Source organism: Breznakia blatticola (genome assembly GCF_004365815.1).
Classification (GTDB): domain Bacteria; phylum Bacillota_I; class Bacilli_A; order Erysipelotrichales; family Erysipelotrichaceae; genus Breznakia; species Breznakia blatticola.
On record NZ_SODD01000018.1, the window covers coordinates 24,721 to 41,588 of the forward strand.

General features: G+C 34.3%; 17 protein-coding genes and 1 pseudogene. 5 read left to right on the top strand and 13 right to left on the bottom strand.

Annotated features, from left to right (window positions below; all coding sequences use genetic code 11):
• The first annotated feature begins 69 nt into the window (after nucleotides 1–69).
• Nucleotides 70–984: a LysR family transcriptional regulator gene (locus EDD63_RS06225; protein WP_166667564.1), complete on the top strand. Its 915-nt coding sequence runs from the start codon at nucleotides 70–72 to the stop codon at nucleotides 982–984.
• A gap of 32 nt (nucleotides 985–1,016) precedes the next feature.
• Here EDD63_RS06225 and EDD63_RS06230 read toward each other — a convergent pair whose 3' ends face one another.
• The 8 genes and pseudogenes from EDD63_RS06230 to infC all read right to left on the bottom strand — a co-directional run bounded on the left by EDD63_RS06230 (nucleotide 1,017) and on the right by infC (nucleotide 7,758).
• The gene (locus tag EDD63_RS06230; protein WP_134169569.1) at nucleotides 1,017–2,459 is read right to left on the bottom strand and encodes an SLC13 family permease; all 1,443 of its coding nucleotides are present in this window, start codon (nucleotides 2,457–2,459) and stop codon (nucleotides 1,017–1,019) included.
• A 601-nt stretch (nucleotides 2,460–3,060) separates the two neighbouring features.
• Nucleotides 3,061–4,452, bottom strand: a complete 1,392-nt coding sequence (locus tag EDD63_RS06235) for a murein hydrolase activator EnvC family protein (RefSeq protein WP_134169571.1) — start codon at nucleotides 4,450–4,452, stop codon at nucleotides 3,061–3,063.
• Between the two features lie 70 nt (nucleotides 4,453–4,522).
• A complete protein-coding gene (locus EDD63_RS06240; RefSeq protein ID WP_134169573.1) occupies nucleotides 4,523–5,029 on the bottom strand; it encodes a tRNA (cytidine(34)-2'-O)-methyltransferase in 507 nt (168 codons plus the stop codon).
• Nucleotides 5,026–5,604 carry an RdgB/HAM1 family non-canonical purine NTP pyrophosphatase gene (rdgB, locus tag EDD63_RS06245; protein ID WP_134169575.1) on the bottom strand — a complete coding sequence of 193 codons (579 nt, stop codon included), beginning with the start codon at nucleotides 5,602–5,604 and terminating at the stop codon, nucleotides 5,026–5,028. Before rdgB ends, EDD63_RS06240 begins: the two co-directional genes overlap by 4 nt.
• A gap of 215 nt (nucleotides 5,605–5,819) precedes the next feature.
• Nucleotides 5,820–6,119 (bottom strand): MarR family winged helix-turn-helix transcriptional regulator, encoded by a 300-nt coding sequence (locus EDD63_RS11660; RefSeq protein ID WP_279586079.1) that lies wholly within the window; start codon nucleotides 6,117–6,119, stop codon nucleotides 5,820–5,822.
• A 507-nt stretch (nucleotides 6,120–6,626) separates the two neighbouring features.
• A pseudogene (rplT, locus tag EDD63_RS11665) lies at nucleotides 6,627–6,983 on the bottom strand (50S ribosomal protein L20); the annotation flags it as partial.
• Between the two features lie 15 nt (nucleotides 6,984–6,998).
• Nucleotides 6,999–7,193, bottom strand: coding sequence for a 50S ribosomal protein L35 (rpmI, locus tag EDD63_RS06260; RefSeq protein WP_067423999.1), 195 nt, complete (start codon nucleotides 7,191–7,193; stop codon nucleotides 6,999–7,001).
• 16 nt (nucleotides 7,194–7,209) lie between these two features.
• Complete coding sequence (gene infC / locus EDD63_RS06265; protein ID WP_243833744.1) at nucleotides 7,210–7,758, bottom strand: translation initiation factor IF-3; 549 nt, start codon at nucleotides 7,756–7,758, stop codon at nucleotides 7,210–7,212.
• Between the two features lie 343 nt (nucleotides 7,759–8,101).
• Here infC and EDD63_RS06270 point away from each other — a divergent pair, with 343 nt between their 5' ends.
• A complete protein-coding gene (locus tag EDD63_RS06270; protein WP_134169582.1) occupies nucleotides 8,102–8,920 on the top strand; it encodes a phosphotransferase in 819 nt (272 codons plus the stop codon).
• 12 nt (nucleotides 8,921–8,932) lie between these two features.
• Here the strand turns inward: EDD63_RS06270 and EDD63_RS06275 are convergent, their stop codons facing one another.
• The 5 genes from EDD63_RS06275 to EDD63_RS06295 form a co-directional block, all read right to left on the bottom strand.
• Entirely contained in the window at nucleotides 8,933–9,862 is a 930-nt protein-coding gene (locus tag EDD63_RS06275) for a glycerophosphodiester phosphodiesterase family protein (protein WP_134169584.1), read from the bottom strand.
• A gap of 70 nt (nucleotides 9,863–9,932) precedes the next feature.
• Entirely contained in the window at nucleotides 9,933–13,007 is a 3,075-nt protein-coding gene (locus EDD63_RS06280; protein ID WP_134169586.1) for a hypothetical protein, read from the bottom strand.
• Between the two features lie 239 nt (nucleotides 13,008–13,246).
• On the bottom strand, nucleotides 13,247–13,615 hold the full coding sequence (locus EDD63_RS06285; RefSeq protein ID WP_134169589.1) for a GntR family transcriptional regulator: 369 nt from the start codon (nucleotides 13,613–13,615) through the stop codon (nucleotides 13,247–13,249).
• 9 nt (nucleotides 13,616–13,624) lie between these two features.
• A complete protein-coding gene (locus EDD63_RS06290) occupies nucleotides 13,625–14,443 on the bottom strand; it encodes a hypothetical protein (RefSeq protein ID WP_134169591.1) in 819 nt (272 codons plus the stop codon).
• A complete protein-coding gene (locus EDD63_RS06295; protein ID WP_134169593.1) occupies nucleotides 14,440–15,138 on the bottom strand; it encodes an ABC transporter ATP-binding protein in 699 nt (232 codons plus the stop codon). Before EDD63_RS06295 ends, EDD63_RS06290 begins: the two co-directional genes overlap by 4 nt.
• Before the next feature lie 67 nt (nucleotides 15,139–15,205).
• Here EDD63_RS06295 and EDD63_RS06300 point away from each other — a divergent pair, with 67 nt between their 5' ends.
• Genes EDD63_RS06300 through EDD63_RS06310 form a run of 3 tightly spaced genes read left to right on the top strand, consistent with a single transcriptional unit; the run spans nucleotide 15,206 to nucleotide 16,806 of the window.
• On the top strand, nucleotides 15,206–15,973 hold the full coding sequence (locus EDD63_RS06300; protein ID WP_134169595.1) for a biotin--[acetyl-CoA-carboxylase] ligase: 768 nt from the start codon (nucleotides 15,206–15,208) through the stop codon (nucleotides 15,971–15,973).
• Nucleotides 15,974–15,983: 10 nt separating this feature from the next.
• Nucleotides 15,984–16,232 (top strand): (4Fe-4S)-binding protein, encoded by a 249-nt coding sequence (locus tag EDD63_RS06305; RefSeq protein WP_134169597.1) that lies wholly within the window; start codon nucleotides 15,984–15,986, stop codon nucleotides 16,230–16,232.
• 1 nt (nucleotide 16,233) lies between these two features.
• Nucleotides 16,234–16,806, top strand: coding sequence for a VanZ family protein (locus tag EDD63_RS06310; protein ID WP_166667565.1), 573 nt, complete (start codon nucleotides 16,234–16,236; stop codon nucleotides 16,804–16,806).
• Nucleotides 16,807–16,868: the final 62 nt, after the last annotated feature.

Here is a 16,868-nt window from a genome sequence, read left to right on the forward strand (position 1 = left end):
CATTTGATATGTATAATAGTTATAAATAAGTTTTTAATAGATTTTATCTATGATAGGAGTATGTACCATATGAACTTAAATCAATTCCAATATGTAGCAAAATTAGCAGAAACAAAAAACTATACAAAAGCTGCAGAATTATTGTATATTACACAACCTACCCTTTCCCAACAAATTAAGAAATTAGAAGATGAGTTAGGTGTAAAATTATTCAATCGTAAGAAAAAACAAGAAGTCACACTAACAAAAGCAGGTGTTGAATTTCTTTACTATGCAAATAAAATACAAATTGAATTGTCTCGAATGAAAGTTGCACTAGGCACACACAAAGCAGATTATGAAGGAAAACTGCATATTGGATTAGTCAATGCTTTTGGACATGGCGAACTCTATCGACACATGATGAAATATTCGGAAAGTTCACCTAATGTGAAAGTTGATTTTCATATTGATAATAGTCCTGAACTTATTCGCAAAATGGTAAAAGGGGATTTAGATATTATCTTTATTACAACCAATTTCTTTGATCGTATTGTTACTGATGATTTGGCACTGGCTTCTATTTATTCAAGTAATATAGCTGTTGCTGTAAATAAAGATCACACCCTGGCAAACTTAAAAGAAATACATCCTTCCGATTTGCACTTACAAAATGTCTTATTGGTTTCGAATAAGTCCAGTGTATACAATCAAATTACTACATCATTTAAAGATGCGAATGCCAAACCAAATATCATTGGTGAAAGTTCACAAGAGGATGTCATCAAAGATGTTGCTGCTTCTGGTATGGGAATTGGTTTTCTAACCGACTCCTATAATGATGAATTACAAGACAGTGCAATCAAACTGATTCCATATGTGCCTACGATTGAACGTACAGTTAATATATGCACACTTAAAGAATCATTAAAATCAAAGCTCATTGCAGATTTTTATCAATACACCATTGATGCCTTTGAAATTAACAAAGCACTAGAAGACTAAAAAAGTTAGCTCAATATTCCGAGCTAACTTTTTTATACGATTACATGTAATGCTAATGGATAGGCAACCGTAATAGTCACAAGCACAGCAACAATACAAACAAACACCCCTAGCCGTAGCAGATCTTTCTTTATAACCCATCCCGAGCCATGTGCTTCAGCAACATATGGCATCGATGAAGGAAAGGTAAAGCCTAATGATGATGCAAATGCCGTGATTGCAACAATCGCCGAAAGATGTACAGAGTTATTTGTACTTAGCATTTGAATAGCAACCGATGTTGTTAGTTGTGCTGTAAGTAAGTGTGCTGTAAAGTTTGATTGAATGCTTCCCCATATGACAAAAATAGCCACAATGATTAATGGAGAAACAACGGATAAATCAGGCAAAACACTTTCTCGTAAGAATACGGGAATTCCAATATTATCATTTACAAGAGCTACAGCTAAACAATTTGCCGATGCAGACATAAATAAGGTATTCCATGAAATGCCATTTGCCATTCCTTGCTGCAAGTTAAGAAGTGGCTTATCATCAATACGCACAACACATAAAATAACCGTTCCAAACATTGGTGGTAACGCTGTTCCTAATTTACTTAGTTGTCCACCTATTTCCGGGAAAAATGGACTGATCATACTTGGTAGGACCCATAACAACACAACGCTAAAAAATACAGTAATGATAATTTTCTCACGAACTGAGAATGTTGTGCTTGTATTTTCAAATAATTCATCTTTATTTAATTCTGGAATCTCGATTGTTTTTGGCTTGTAGATGATATTTAATGCAATCAGCATGACAATAAAGATCAATATACCTGTTGGAATTGCAAACATCATATATCCCACATAGTTAATCACATGACCTGTAAGTGTTTCATAAATTGATAAAGCAGCTACAGGAAATGCATGTGATATTGGTGTCATACCTGAAGCTAAACTCACACTACCCACAACCCCGATAAGTAGCATTGATGAAAATGCATCACCTTTTTTTAAACCAAGCATCTTGTAGATGTTTTTCACTAATGGATACATGGTAAAGAAAAGTACCGATGGTGAAATAAAACAACCAAGTACCAGTACCGATAAAAACAAAGTGGTAGATAAACTAACTGCACCCTTTCTTGCAAGTTTTAGTGATAAAAACCACTTCGATACTCTTGGTATAAAACTGGTTTGGGTAAGTGCATATGTACACAAAAAGGTAAACATCAAAAATACAAATGATGAGGAACCAAAGGATGTGGCTAGTGCTCCTTTTAAACCGACGGAAGGTAATAAACCGATACATGCGATACATAACAAACTTGGCCAATCAAAACCAATAAATAACCACAATACCAAAATACAAACAAAGATCCCAATTGTGAAGTTTGCTTCTTGTGATAACGAACCAATTAATGGTACATTTGCTGATACAAACAACCCAATAAATGCTAATATACTAACTACTAATTTTCTATTTTTCATATTCCACCACTTTTCTTATGTAGTTATATTTTATGGATAAGCAGCACATTTGTATAATAGTTATATATTTGTTTATTATAGACATCATCAATAATAAATACAGTTATCATATTCACCTTGAATAGAAACGAAAAAGAGTCAATCTATCGACCGACTCTTTTTCTATGTTTTCTTTCCTTGTTGCTTCAGTTATATGAAGCATATCCTGTTCTTCGTTTTACACCCTATTTCTATTAACTCTTGTTAATAAAAATAACCTATTCCTTGTATAACAAACATCTAAGTGCAACTAGCGAATTATATCCTTTTGCATAGACTATCGTTTACATTGCCAACTAATCGTATATTTTTTCTTTTTATTGGTCAAATCCTTTGACCATAAACATAGCTGAAATATATATAAGTAATAAAACAAATGTACAACTTTCTCTTGGGCATATATATTGCACGACACACGAAGAACACTATAATAATGATTGTGATACATCATGTAAACGTGTATCACTATACATGCTAATATTATTCAACGTATTAGCACACAATTCATGATTCTTTATACCTATAGTAAAAGGCTTCCGATTTTGGAAGCCTTTTATTTACCTTATAAGCCAAACACTTCTTCTGGACGCAACTTACAAGCTTGGCTGCCACAGTTTGCTGGTATATCCCAACCTGTACCATATTGCCAATCCTTTGTTGCATTCCATGCATTAATTGCTTGGTTTTTATTAATTGATAGTTTTAATACTTCAAGATGTAAGTGAGCACCCGAAGTATTTCCCGAGTTACCAACATATGCGATAACTTCACCTTGTTTTACACTACTCTTACCAATCACTGGCATACTTTGACTACAGTGATAGAAATTCATTGAGTATACTTCTCCATTTACTTCCATCAGTAGTTTTACCGTATTTCCACCACCGAGTGGTGTACCTTCCCAGTTTCCTAAATATCCACCATTACTGCTAACTGGATTATTTGCATATAAAACAATTGCATCTGCTGGAGCATAGATTGGAGTTCCTATTGGTGCAGCAAAATCGACACCTAAATGTAATCCCCACCCATTAGGATACGACCATGTTCCTGCAGAAATATATCCTGCTTGGACTGGACGGATCAATGATGCACTTTCCATTGGTGGAAGTGGTACTTCTGGTTCACTACCATCTTCGGGTAAAGTTCCAAAATCTAAAGATGGCATATTGGCTTCACTTGTATTTGCTGCTGCCATTGTGCGGTTTTTTTCTGCAGTTAAGTTCGCTTGTACTTTTTGGTATTCTTGCATAATCGCTTTATTACCTTCTTCAAGACTTGCTACTCTTTCTTTATTATAAATCAGTGATTCTTTTTGCAATTCAAGTGTATCTTGTAATCGCGCATACTCAACTTTTGCAGTTTCTAATTTCTGTATTTCATCTTTTAATTGCTCAATTAACTTTTGATCACTTTCTGTTAATGTTTGAATACTTTGTACACGTTGTAGTAAATCTACAAACGATCCTGCACCCATAATAAAGTCAAAATATTGATTGGTATTGATATCCACTTGTAAATCCAACATTCGATCCATAATGTGTTCTTTACGTTTACTAATATTACTCTCGTTTTTTTCGATATCTTGTTGTGCAAGCACAATGTTTTGTTCCATCGCAACAATTGATGATTCCGCTTGAGAAAGTTGGCTATTTAAAGAAGCAATTTGCTCACTGTATTCTTTGGATAGATTTGTTAGACGATCAATATCGCTTTTCAAACTATCAATCTTACTTTGAATGGAATCTGCTTCTTTTAAGTATGATTCTTTTTGTGTTTGCATATATGCTAAAAATTCACGGCATGTTTCTTGCAATGAAGGGTCTGTAATATATTGAGAACATGTTTGTTGCCACTGTGGTTCATTTCCTTCAAACTCACTTTTTCTAGGCATTGTTGTAATAACTTGAATACCTAAAGTAGCTACAATTGTAATAACTAGTAATTTTTTCATGTGCAATCTCCTGTAACCATTATATACGAAACATTATAAACTTGCACTTCTTATAAGAAAAGAGAATCTCTTAGTTTTCTAAGAAATCCTCTCCTTTGATTACTTCATGTTTTACTAATCCAGGATAATCCAGTTGACGGTTTACTTCATATGCCATAATTGCAACACAGTTACTTAAATTCATACTACGTGCACTTGCAACCATTGGTAAACGAGTGCAACGATCCAAATGATCTTTTAAGATCTCTTTTGGAATTCCTGTGCTTTCTTTTCCAAATACAAGATAGATATCTGTATCCTTTGGAAATGCAAATTCATTTGGTGCATGTTTTGCATAACGTGATACATAATACATCTCACCTTCACTTTTTGCATCTAAGAATGCTTGCCAGTTTGGATAAATCGTATATTCTAAATCTTTACGATAATCCAAACCAGAACGACGTAAATGTTTTTCATCCATCGAGAACCCAAGTGGTTCAATTAAGTGTAGTTTGCAATTCATCGCGACACAAGTTCGCATGATGTTTCCTGTATTTTGTGGTATTTCTGGTTCGTATAAAACAATATGTATCATTTTAAGTCCTCCAATAATTTAGCAAGTGCAATTCCACGATGTGAAACTGTATTTTTACGTTCGGAATCTACGTTTGCTAGTGTTGTTTGAAATGGTGGATAGTAGAAAATTGGATCATAACCAAAGCCATTGGTTCCCTTGCTTTCTGTGTATATTTCTCCATGCACTTCTCCACGATATTCTTTATGTGTTCCATCCGCTTTTACGTGACTAATCACACAAACAAATTGTGCACCACGATCATCTGACTTTGCGACTTCATCAATAATCGTTTGGTTTTTAAGATCATATGATGTATCCTCACCTAAATAGCGAGCGGAATAAACACCTGGTGCTCCATTCATTGCATTTACACATAAACCGGAATCATCACTGATAACATCCACATGTAAGACATCATAAACACTCTTTGCTTTTTTATATGCATTGGCTTCAAATGTATCCCCATCTTCAATAATTTCAATTTCTTGGTCAAGATCACGAAGTGATTTTACATCATAACCAAGTGGTTCTAACATTTCTTTAAACTCTTTCACTTTATTAAGATTGCTTGTTGCAATAAATAGTTCTTTCATACGATACCTCCACTCCCCATATATTTTATGCTACAAATAGCATTTGAACAAGTAACATCTACAATACTTTTAATTTAATTAACACCCGGCTAATCACGTAATTGAAAGACAACTATCATTTAAAGAAAACGAGCTCCGAATAAGGAACTCATTACATCTTTATCATAGCCTTAACATTTGTATCTTTCCAAAAGAAAAGGATGTACGAGTACACCCTAAATCTTTGCTTTTATACGATATTCATTACGGAAGTATGCTAAGATACCTTCCAATGTTTCGTTAAGTGCGATATTCTCATCTAAGCCTAAATCCCCAATTGCTTTATCGATCATGTTTGCATGGAATGCTTCATGAACATCAAGTATTGGCATTGCTTTATCCGTAAGACGTAAACGAACAATACGTTTGTCTTTGTCGTCACGATAGCGCTCAACATACCCTTTTTTAATCAATTTGGCTACGTTTGTTGTTAAGGTTCCTTGCGTTACCATTAACCGCCCAGCAATATGTGACATCGAATTGTCGCTGGCTTATTGAATATTTTCCAGAATGTGAACATCATTCATAGAAAGGTTCACTCCAGAATCTTTTAAATTACGTTCTTCAATATACAGTATGTAATTAAATAATCCAACTAACAATTCATTCAAGGTGTGCCTTGTATTCAGTTTTTGTTGGCCCATAATAGTTGTACTGTACTATTCTGCTTCCTTGTCAGCAGCTTTTTTTGTAGTTGTTTTCTTTGCAGCTGGTTTTTTAGCGGCAGTTTCTTTTTTTGCAGCAGTTTCTTTCTTAGCAGCTGTAGTTTTCTTTGCAGCTGGTTTCTTTTCTGCTGTTTCTTTTTTAGCAGCTGTAGTCTTTTTTGCAGCTGGCTTTTTAGCAGCTGGTTTCTTTTCTGCTTTAGCTTCATCATCTTTTTTAGCTACTGCTTTTTTTGCAGGTGCTTTTTTTGCAGGTGCTTTTTTAGCTGGTGCAGCTTTTTCTTCAGCTTTTGCTGCTACTGGTGTAGCTGCAACTGGACCTTTTTCTAAAGCTTTTTTAGCTTCTTCACAGATAGCTGTAAATCCTTTTTCATCATGGATAGCCATTTCTGAAAGCATTTTACGGTTTACTGTAATGTTAGCCCATTTTAAACCACAAGTTAATTTTGAGTAAGATAACCCATTCATTCTTGCAGCAGCGTTGATACGAGAAATCCAAAGTTTTCTCATGTCACGTTTTAATTGACGACGGTCTCTGTAAGCATATTTAAGACTGTGCATTACTTGTTCATTAGCTGTTTTGTATAGGATGTGTTTTGATCCAAAATACCCTTTCGCTAATTTAATGACTTTTTTTCTTCTAGCGCGTGTTGTTGTTCCACCTTTTACTCTTGGCATATCAAATTCCTCCTACTATTTTTGTAACATTAGCTTGATGCGTTTGTAATCGCTCTCGCTAACTAATCCTGGTTTCGCTAATTGTCTTCTTTGTTTTTTTGTTTTCCCGTGGAAACGGTGTGATGTATAAGCATGTCCTCTTTTTAATTTTCCAGAACCTGTTTTCTTTACACGTTTTGCTAATCCACTGTGTGATTTCATTTTTGGCATAAAACTTTTCCTCCTACTATTTTTTATTACCCATTGGAGCTAACACTAAAGACATTGTGTTACCTTCAAGAATTGGTTTCTTTTCAACTTTTGCAATATCTTGCATTTCTTCAACGAATTGATTCATCGCTTTTTTACCGACATCGATACGAGTCATCATACGACCTCTAAAGCGCATATCAACCTTAACTTTGTGTCCTTGCTCAATAAATTTACGAGCATGACGAACCTTAGTATCAAAATCATGTTTGTCGATATTTGGTGGCAAACGTAATGATTTTAATTCGACAACGTGTTGCTTACGTTTAGCTTCCTTCGATTTCTTTTGCATGTCAAAGCGATAACGACCATAATCTAAGATTTTACATACTGGTGGGTTTCCTTTTGGAGCCACACATAATAAATCAAGATTTTGCGAGTATGCTTTTTCTAAAGCATCATTACGCGACATAACTCCCAATTGTTCACCATCTGCATCGATGACTAGCACTTCTTTAAAGCGAATTTTCTCATTAACTAAATCCGTGTTAACGTTGTTTGGTACGACCTTTCTAATAATAGACACCTCCTCGTGATCAAACACAAATAAAAAGTGAGCATACGTTGCCCACTTGCTTAACTTAATACGTTTTTTGTATTATGTAGCGCATACCTCAGTCTTTGTGACAGCAGGTGAGAAGTGGACTTCTACTTTCTACTAACTTTTATTACTAGACAATGATACCACAACTCGTGGGATTGTCAATGAATAAATGATTTATTTGCTTAGCTGAATGATATCACATACGCTAACTTCTATACATACAAATCGTTTTCCATTTGTTTTCATGTTGTAGTGTTTGTCACATGAAGTATAATAGTAGTAAGGTAGCAATGATCTAGACATATCATTGCACAGTGTGAGATGTATGAAAGAACTATATAAATTATTAGAAAAACTATTTCCAACAAAGGAAATACATATTGAAGTTTTAGATAAAGGGATTAGCAATCAAAACTATTTAGTACACGTGGAGCATTCAACTTATGTAATGCGTGTTCCATTTCCAGATCAAGGGCATGTTTTCTCACGTTTACATGAAGCTGAAATTAACGATTGTGTCCGTGACCTTGATGTCCCTTGTATTTACTTTGATCCAAAAACAGGAATTAAACTTACAAACTATATTCCAGATTTAGCTGAATATGAAGAATGTACAGACGAAAACAAAATTGAAAGAGCCGCTTTATTAGTAAAAGCATTGCATCAAAAGCCAGCTCCAGATTTTGATTTTGATCCAATTGCAACACTAAAAACATATCAAAAGATGCTACAAACCCCAATCTACGATTTAACCGACTATCAATACATTGTCGATAAGGTAAAGAATATCAAGCATACTAAAGTGCTTTGTCACAATGATTTAGTTTCTGGAAATCTATTATTTGGAAATGATCGTGATTATCTGATTGATTATGAATATGCTGCTGCAAATGATGCATTATTTGATGTAATGAGTTTTTTATCGGAAAACAACATTACAGATCCAACATTACGTCAGCGATTCTATGATGTGTACTTCGATGAAATGAATGAAGACATTATGCATAGTTTATCGATATGGGAAAATTTCCACAATCTCTTATGGTGTACATGGGCAATGATGTTGTACGAAAAACGTCATGAATCCATCTATAAAGAAATCGCAAAAATGAAATATGATGCCTTAGTTGCATCGCATACTTAAAAAGATTCACCATCACGGTTGAATCTTTTCTTTATATTGATAGTCGATGTATTTCTTCAGTTGCAAATCCTTTTCATTTAGATGATCACTTACAAAGCCATAGGCTCCTAATTCTTCTTTCTCATAGATAAGTGAAAGTTGATTGGTTGTATATAAATACACTTTCAATCCTTGATTATTAAATGGAAGAAGATCTTCACTTGTTTGCACCCAAGTGTGTTTCATTAACACGGTTTCTATATTGTGTTCAACACAAAAACTTGCAACACGTTCAAAGTCTTTGTTTTTCTCTTTATATAACGAATACATATAATGTTTGAATGGATGTATATTTTTTATTGCAAGATATTGCTCCTCATTATAAAACTGGATAATCATACGATCTAGCACATCCATTTTATCTAATTTACTTGCTTGATTTACCATAGCAGCAATCATCATATCGAAAGAAATTTCATCTGTATACTTCGTATCAACAACAAACATCGCATCAACATGTGTATCCATATAATTCAACAGATCAGTTAAATCACTTGTTGGATATTTATAATACTTATAATTTCGTTTAAATGCTTCATAAGTTGGTATTTCTTCTTCAAAAGCAAGATAGTGGTTCCCACTTTCTTCCCAGTCATGATGCAAAACAAGCACACCATCACTTGTCATATTTAAATCCACTTCAAATAAACGAGAACCATGTACATAATTCTCTTGCAAAGCTGTGATTGTATTTGTTCCTGCTTTTCCATCAATTCCACCTAATGCATGCTTAATAATCCGTTGGTTTTCATGCCATACCGGATGAAATGGTTCCACTGCTTTTTCCTTTGTGGTCATTGTTGTTGTGGCATTTGGTATATACGCAACCACTGCTACAAGCAACCCCATACTCAACATCCCTGCAAGAAATGCAAAAATGAGTGTTCTTCCTTTATATTTCATATCTTCATTTTGGAATAGATACACTTGAATTGCAAGAAAAAAGACGATTTCTCGTCTTTAAACATTTCTTTTAATTTTCTTGTTTACGTCTTGCTCTACTTGCGAAAAGTATCACTGTACTTGCTGAAGCAAGAAGTAATAATAATATTTGACTTTGACTAACATCTCCAGTTGTTGGTCCATCATCTTGTGTAGGTGTTTCTACAGTTGGATTTTCTGGTTTTTCTGTTGGTGGTACAACTGCTTTTTCGAAGATGATTGCAGCTTCATTTGATTCCACAACACTTGCGTCATTTACGCCAACTGCAAATGTATTATAAGCAATACGGTCTGCTAGTTCTTCAGTACCAGTTAAAGCAAGTGTATTAGCAGTTAAAGGTACTTCAAATTGTAAACATGATTCTTTAATTGATGCACTATCTTCTTTTTGAACAATCATGAAAGATTGAATTTGTGTTTTATCTGCAACATCATCATAACTTACCCACTGTGCATCTGTGATGTTATTTGGTTGTTCTAGGTTTTGTAGATGATCTGCTACATTTGCATCTAAAATTCCATCTACTTTTGGTTCACTTGATGTACTGTATAATACATCAAAACTATCTTCGTATCCTTTTGGTAAAACCACTGGTCCACTTAATGTAACATTGAATTTTGATAAACGTTGTTCATCATTTAAAACCATTGTGTCATTTAGCGTTGGTAGTACATCAATTGCAATTAGATTCTTAATTGGATTTCCTTTTACATTTTCTACATCTAATGCAAGATTTACATTTTTATTTGTTGTGCTCACAAAACCAGTTTGCGCAAATGCATCTTGTCCGACAAGTGCTGATGCGATAAATTCATAGGCATTACGATACATATACGTATTGTGTGTGCTATATTCCATTTCCGCAGTATTTCCATCATGATCAAAGTCTTCCGTATCACTAATTTTACTAGTGATGGAACCATCACTATTTGTTGTAGAGGCTACTTCGAAGTCTTCATTTAAATATCCAAACATTTCCACATCAAATTTGTATCCTGCATTTTCATCGATAGTAACTGGAACACTCATACGCATGTAGTGATTCATCGTAAGTACATCTTGTGCATACTCAAGTTTAATTAATGTTTTATCTTGATTTTTATAGTTAGAATCTACAACGGTAATACTTCCACCTTGTGCAAGTGAAGTATCTGTAATTTGAACATCATTATCAATTAGTGCATAATCTGTGAATTTACCTTTCATTGGATACAATGAAGCTACATCATTCACAACATCAAACGTTAATGTATTATCTCCAGCAGCAACAATTCCATTATTTTCTTCTTTCAAGTATGCATTTGCTTTCACATAACGTGCAATACCTTCTGGTTCTTTAATAATTTGTGCTGTTTTTGAAGTTAATCCACTTTGCCATGCATCACTTATTTGATCGTATTGACAAGTTGCTTGTAAATCTTCAGGCACATATGAAGTAATTCCACTTGATAAGGTATCCTTTGCATTCCAACCGGAATAGGAAATACCTCCAGTGCTTTCAACACTACCGATGTATCCTTCATCAACTGTTGTATACATTGCCATGTCTGTTGTGGTTAAACCAGCTGGAAGTTTTTGCCAGTTATTTTGTGTGTATTGTAAAGTGTCGACAAATTCTTCATTTTGTCCATCATCTTGACGCGCCCAAGCATGCATCCATAGTGTTTCAACTTTCTTGTTTGGGTCAATACCTAATTGTTCACTTGTATAAAAAGTTGATGGTTCTAAACGTTTTACCAAACGCGTCCATTCACTTTCCCCAACATAACGTACACTCATCGAGAAGTTTACTTCATCTTCCATTGGGTATAATTTTCCTTCTCCATATGTACTAGATGGTCTAAAGTAATAATCTCCACTGTAGAATTTTGAAATATTTAAATGTTGATCAGGATTCATAAATACATCATATGAGTTCATTCCTGTATTTGGACTTGTTGCTGTATTGGCAGTAAAATACATTCCCCAACCAAGCAATGCAGTATCTGTTGTTGAAATGTTTTCGTTATCTTTCATTCCCATACCACCAATGCTATCGATTGGTCCTCTGAATGTAGATAAATATCCTGATCCTTGTTCGTATTCAGGTAAATCCGTAGAGTCATCTGGCACAACCATTACTGTTGCATCTGTTTCAAATTTCACTGTTGATGAATCTGCATACGTAATATTGGCAATAGCATTCGTATTCAATTGTGTAAAATATTCCACATCATCAGCTACTTGTAATACTAAGTTAAAGTTTTTAACAAAGTAATATTCATCATTTGCATTTCCATCGATTGGAATTAACCACGAAATACGTTGTCCATCAATGGTTGGTGTAACTGCAGATGTATCACTTACATAACTTAAACCTTCAGGCATTTCATAAGTTACTTCCACTTGTGATGATGCAAGTGGTTCAAGACTTCCTGCATCAAAACGATTGACAGAAACTCCTAGTCCATAAACACCTTGTTCACCTGGATGTAAACTACTTGTTTCCTTTAATAAATCATCCTTCATAATTCCAAGGAATTTATGAGAGATTGAACCATTATATTGTGATAATAAAGTTGCTTGTGCTGTTGCATTTGCAAGTTCACTTTCTGCATCAAATGCTTGCGCACTACTTGTAAGAACAACATCATTTAATGATGCTCCATTACGTGTAGCAACTTTAATAATTGTGCTTGATTCAAATCCTCCTTCAAGACTACCAAATGCATATGTTAGTGTTTTTGCATTTGGATCATACGTTGGAATCACACCTCGTAAGCTTAATTCTGCAACATCTTGATTAAACAAAACATCACTTTGATCAATTGCTTCTGGTAAATTAACAATCAACGTTACATCGTTATACACTTGCCCTTGCCCATGTAAACTAAAGTATAGTTGATAATTTGCACTCGTTCCTACTTCTACAGTTGAAGCAAGTGCATTTAATGTCAAGCTTGCTTCCTTATTTACTGATAGAGTATCTTCGACTTGAGAATTCTCATCCGTAATGTTTTGGTCGTTTGTTGTTTCTTCATCTGCTTTTGATGAAGATGTAAATCCAGTTAATATAAGCATTAATGACATGCACATAACAACCAACATTTTCATAGATTTTTTCATATACTATTTCTCCATTCTGACTACTAATCGTCGCTTAGATACCCTTTAATTGCACACATGAATGTCTTTGCGTTTTTTTGATGGTTCCCTCCTTTGATTGTTTGATTATGTAACATAATAATTGCATAATCAAAATTGCCATCCTTACTATATTCCTATTGTGGATAGAATGCATTTCATTTGACCAGAGAATTCATATATGTTAATGCACAAAAAAAAGACCTTCCTTGAAGATCCTTTCATTCATTTTGATTTTGGTTTAATTCTTGCGTCACCGCATCAAGTATTTGTTCATCATCATATCCGATGTCATGCATATCTCCAATAAACAAACGGACCATACTTGTCGCTTGTTCTTGTTCAAGTTTTTCAATTAATGCTTGATCTTCTGAGATAAAACGACCTGCGGTTCTTTCACTTCTTAGTAAACCTTCACGTTCAAGTTCACTTAATGCACGTTGTACCGTATTTGGGTTTACCCCATATTCTACAGCTAGATCACGTACAGACTTCACTCTTGAACCAAGTGGATAATCTCCAGATACAATATGCTTTTTAAACTCATCCATGATTTGAATATAGATTGGTACATTTGGGTTAAATTCCATCTAACCACCTCAATCCAGTTCTATCTTACGTTGTAATAAATACTTACACACGAAGAAGTAAATTGCACCCCATGCAGTTGCAATCGCAAGTTGCATAGCTGTATCTTTTAATAAAATATCATTATATAAATCCATAGTTTCTACTGTTGAAGAAGTCGTAACACTCATTCCAAATAGGGAAACTTGATGAATCAAATCACTTTGGAAAATATACGTAACTCCCATTTGCACAATTGACACAACAATATATGCTATAATTGCAGCTAAGATTCGATGCCCTTTGATGTATTTTGTATGCACAAAGGTAATAATCATATATGCACATAATACGGTTTGCAATACACCTACCATAAATTCAAAGATTCCAAGTAGCAGGATTCCCATATCAAAGTGTGTCCCAAAGACATTTTCCCAAGTTAAGGGAATATCAATCATAACCACTGAAGAAACAAAGATAACTAACACAGTAAGTCCAAACCAAAGGGATGCTACTAGTGTTTTTGAAATCAGTAATTTCGATGTGCTTACTGGTAGTGTAAGTGTTAAATACCCTTGGCTTTTAAACATACTTGTATTAAAGTTACGTAAAATCTGTAACCCAACAAAGATCACACTACCAAACACTAACAGTCCATATATCATCAATAAGACAATAGCTGCAATGACCGGTATACTTAATGAGCCATCTTCACTGATTACAGCACCCTCATTCATAATTTGTGAAAAACTACCAAAACGTACAAGTACGGCAACAACAAGCATCGCAATAAATAATATAATGTATTGTTCATACCCACGACGAATTTCATATTTTAATAATTTCATCATTTTCCGTATACCTCTTTGAACATTTCTTCAATTGACTTTCGTTGGTGAATTCGAATATCATCAACTTCTTGGTCAAGTGCAACTGCACCTTCCTTTAAAAAGATCACACGGTTGAAAATTCGTTCCACATCACTAATCAAGTGCGTTGAGACAATTAAGGTTTGATTTTCATCATAATTCTCTAAGATTGTATCCAAGATCACATCTCTTGCAACCGGGTCTACTCCCCCAATTGGTTCATCAAGCATAATGATTTTTGCCCTTCTAGACATAACCAAACTCAATAAGAATTTTTCCTTCATTCCTTTGGACATTTGACGAAAATACAAATGCGAATCGATATCGAATTTACTCAATAACTGAATACAGCGATTGTAATCAAAATCCTTATACAAATCCACAAACATATTTAATACATCGATTCCTCTTTGTCCTTTTTCAAAATACGGTTCATCTGGTAAAAATGAAATAACTTCTTTTGAATGTACACCTAATGGCTGTCCATCGACAAGTATTTTCCCATCATAATCTGCAATCAATGTATTCAAAATTTTCATTAATGTAGTCTTTCCACTACCGTTAGGTCCCAGTATTCCAATAATCTCCCCAGGTTGTATGGAAAACGAAACATCATCCAACCCGACGCGTTTTCCATAACGTTTACTCACATTCTCTACTTTTATTAGACTTTCCATAAAATCTCCTTGTATTAACATGTTAATACAACTGCGCGATTAAGTCAATATATGCTATACTTGATTTATGAAAATTGACGCAAAAAAACTTAAAAATAACCTCGATTCTTTCTATACGATTGTTGAATCCTATCAAAGTATAAGTTCAACCAATGATTTACTAAAAGAAGTGGCTTCTTCATTTCCTGAAGGAACGATCTTTTTAGCCAACGAACAAAGCAAAGGAAAAGGCCGTAATGGACGTGATTTTTTATCTCAAGCAGATAAAGGTTTATACATGAGTGTCCTGTTGAAACCACAATTTGATATCAAAACTAGTTTAACTATTACTGCATGTGCTGCCGTATCAGTTGCCAAAGCCATCGAAACCTTGTATCATAAACAAATCCAAATTAAATGGATCAATGATATTACCTACAAGCAAAAGAAACTTGGTGGTATTTTAGTAGAAAGTGGCTTACAAGCAAATCAAAGCCAAGTGGATTATTTTGTTGTTGGTATTGGTATCAATGTCTATAAACAAGACTTTCCAGAGCCACTAAATGAAATTGCTTCTACGTTAGAAGCACACATTAAGAATGTTGACCGTTTTGCGCTTGCTGTAGCTATTTTAAACAACTTCGCAACACTTTATGCATCATTAGCTCAAAACACTTGGTACGAACCGTATTTGCGCTTTTCAAGTGTGTATCATGCATCTATTAAAGTACTTGCAAACCCGCCATATGATGCGTATGTAGAAAATATTGATCCATATGGACAATTGCATGTAATAAAGGAAGATCAAACAAGAGAAATCATCAACTCAGGTGAAATTAGTATTCGTTTGAAATAAAGGAGTAACCATGACAAAAGAACAATTACTAGAAATGGGCTATCGTGAATATCGCGGAGAGCACATCAATGTATATTTTAAGAAAGATTTATGCACCCACTCAGCAGTATGTGTAAATGGGGATCGTGACTTATTTAATGTTTGTCGCAAACCGTGGATATTACCAGATGCATGTGCAAGTGTCGATAAGGTAAAACGCATCGTGGATGCATGTCCATCTAAAGCACTGCTTTATATCGAAAAAGAGAGTGTTAAATAAGATGTATATAAAAAAGCAACACATCCGCATACTACGTATTGTTGGTATCATATCACTGCTTATATGGATGTATGTCATTTATTCATTTAGTTCAGATAGTGGAAATACATCTAGTGCCTTAAGTGGCAATGTCGTAAAGATGTTTTATCAAATCATCGAAATATTCACCGGAAAAGATTTGTATCAGATGCTATCAGCTACGCATCTAGATATGGTTCAACATGTATTTAGAAAACTTGCACACATGTTTATCTTTTTTGTCTTAAGTGTAAATGCAATGTGTATTATGTTTACATTTCCACTTAAGATGTATATACGTATCTTTATTGCCTTAACATTTAGTTTTGCATATGCATGTTTTGATGAATTCCACCAACTCTTTGTGGCTGGACGCGCTGGACAATTTCGCGATGTTCTCATTGATACAAGCGGTGCACTTATCGGTATTATCTTTTCATTATTACTATATTGTGTCATCTTTACCATCTATGAAAAACACATGGCTAAAAAATATGGTGCAATTGATGTATCCAATCAAAAGGAGTATTATCAGCAACATGGGGTTTTAGATTAGCTATTCAAAAACAAGGGGATGTTTTCTCCTATAGATAAACACCTGCAATATAGAAGTTCGGG

What these genes read in the sequence shown, in the direction of transcription:
- EDD63_RS06235 (WP_134169571.1), bottom strand. Translation starts at nt 4,452, where the DNA reads ATGAAAAAATTACTAGTTATTACAATTGTAGCTACTTTAGGTATTCAA.
- EDD63_RS06240 (WP_134169573.1), bottom strand. Translation starts at nt 5,029, where the DNA reads ATGATACATATTGTTTTATACGAACCAGAAATACCACAAAATACAGGA.
- EDD63_RS06305 (WP_134169597.1), top strand. Translation starts at nt 15,984, where the DNA reads ATGACAAAAGAACAATTACTAGAAATGGGCTATCGTGAATATCGCGGA.
- EDD63_RS06285 (WP_134169589.1), bottom strand. Translation starts at nt 13,615, where the DNA reads ATGGAATTTAACCCAAATGTACCAATCTATATTCAAATCATGGATGAG.
- EDD63_RS06225 (WP_166667564.1), top strand. Translation starts at nt 70, where the DNA reads ATGAACTTAAATCAATTCCAATATGTAGCAAAATTAGCAGAAACAAAA.
- EDD63_RS06295 (WP_134169593.1), bottom strand. Translation starts at nt 15,138, where the DNA reads ATGGAAAGTCTAATAAAAGTAGAGAATGTGAGTAAACGTTATGGAAAA.
- EDD63_RS06275 (WP_134169584.1), bottom strand. Translation starts at nt 9,862, where the DNA reads ATGAAATATAAAGGAAGAACACTCATTTTTGCATTTCTTGCAGGGATG.
- EDD63_RS06270 (WP_134169582.1), top strand. Translation starts at nt 8,102, where the DNA reads ATGAAAGAACTATATAAATTATTAGAAAAACTATTTCCAACAAAGGAA.
- EDD63_RS11660 (WP_279586079.1), bottom strand. Translation starts at nt 6,119, where the DNA reads ATGTCACATATTGCTGGGCGGTTAATGGTAACGCAAGGAACCTTAACA.
- EDD63_RS06230 (WP_134169569.1), bottom strand. Translation starts at nt 2,459, where the DNA reads ATGAAAAATAGAAAATTAGTAGTTAGTATATTAGCATTTATTGGGTTG.
- EDD63_RS06300 (WP_134169595.1), top strand. Translation starts at nt 15,206, where the DNA reads ATGAAAATTGACGCAAAAAAACTTAAAAATAACCTCGATTCTTTCTAT.
- rdgB (WP_134169575.1), bottom strand. Translation starts at nt 5,604, where the DNA reads ATGAAAGAACTATTTATTGCAACAAGCAATCTTAATAAAGTGAAAGAG.
- EDD63_RS06310 (WP_166667565.1), top strand. Translation starts at nt 16,234, where the DNA reads ATGTATATAAAAAAGCAACACATCCGCATACTACGTATTGTTGGTATC.
- EDD63_RS06280 (WP_134169586.1), bottom strand. Translation starts at nt 13,007, where the DNA reads ATGAAAAAATCTATGAAAATGTTGGTTGTTATGTGCATGTCATTAATG.
- rpmI (WP_067423999.1), bottom strand. Translation starts at nt 7,193, where the DNA reads ATGCCAAAAATGAAATCACACAGTGGATTAGCAAAACGTGTAAAGAAA.
- EDD63_RS06290 (WP_134169591.1), bottom strand. Translation starts at nt 14,443, where the DNA reads ATGATGAAATTATTAAAATATGAAATTCGTCGTGGGTATGAACAATAC.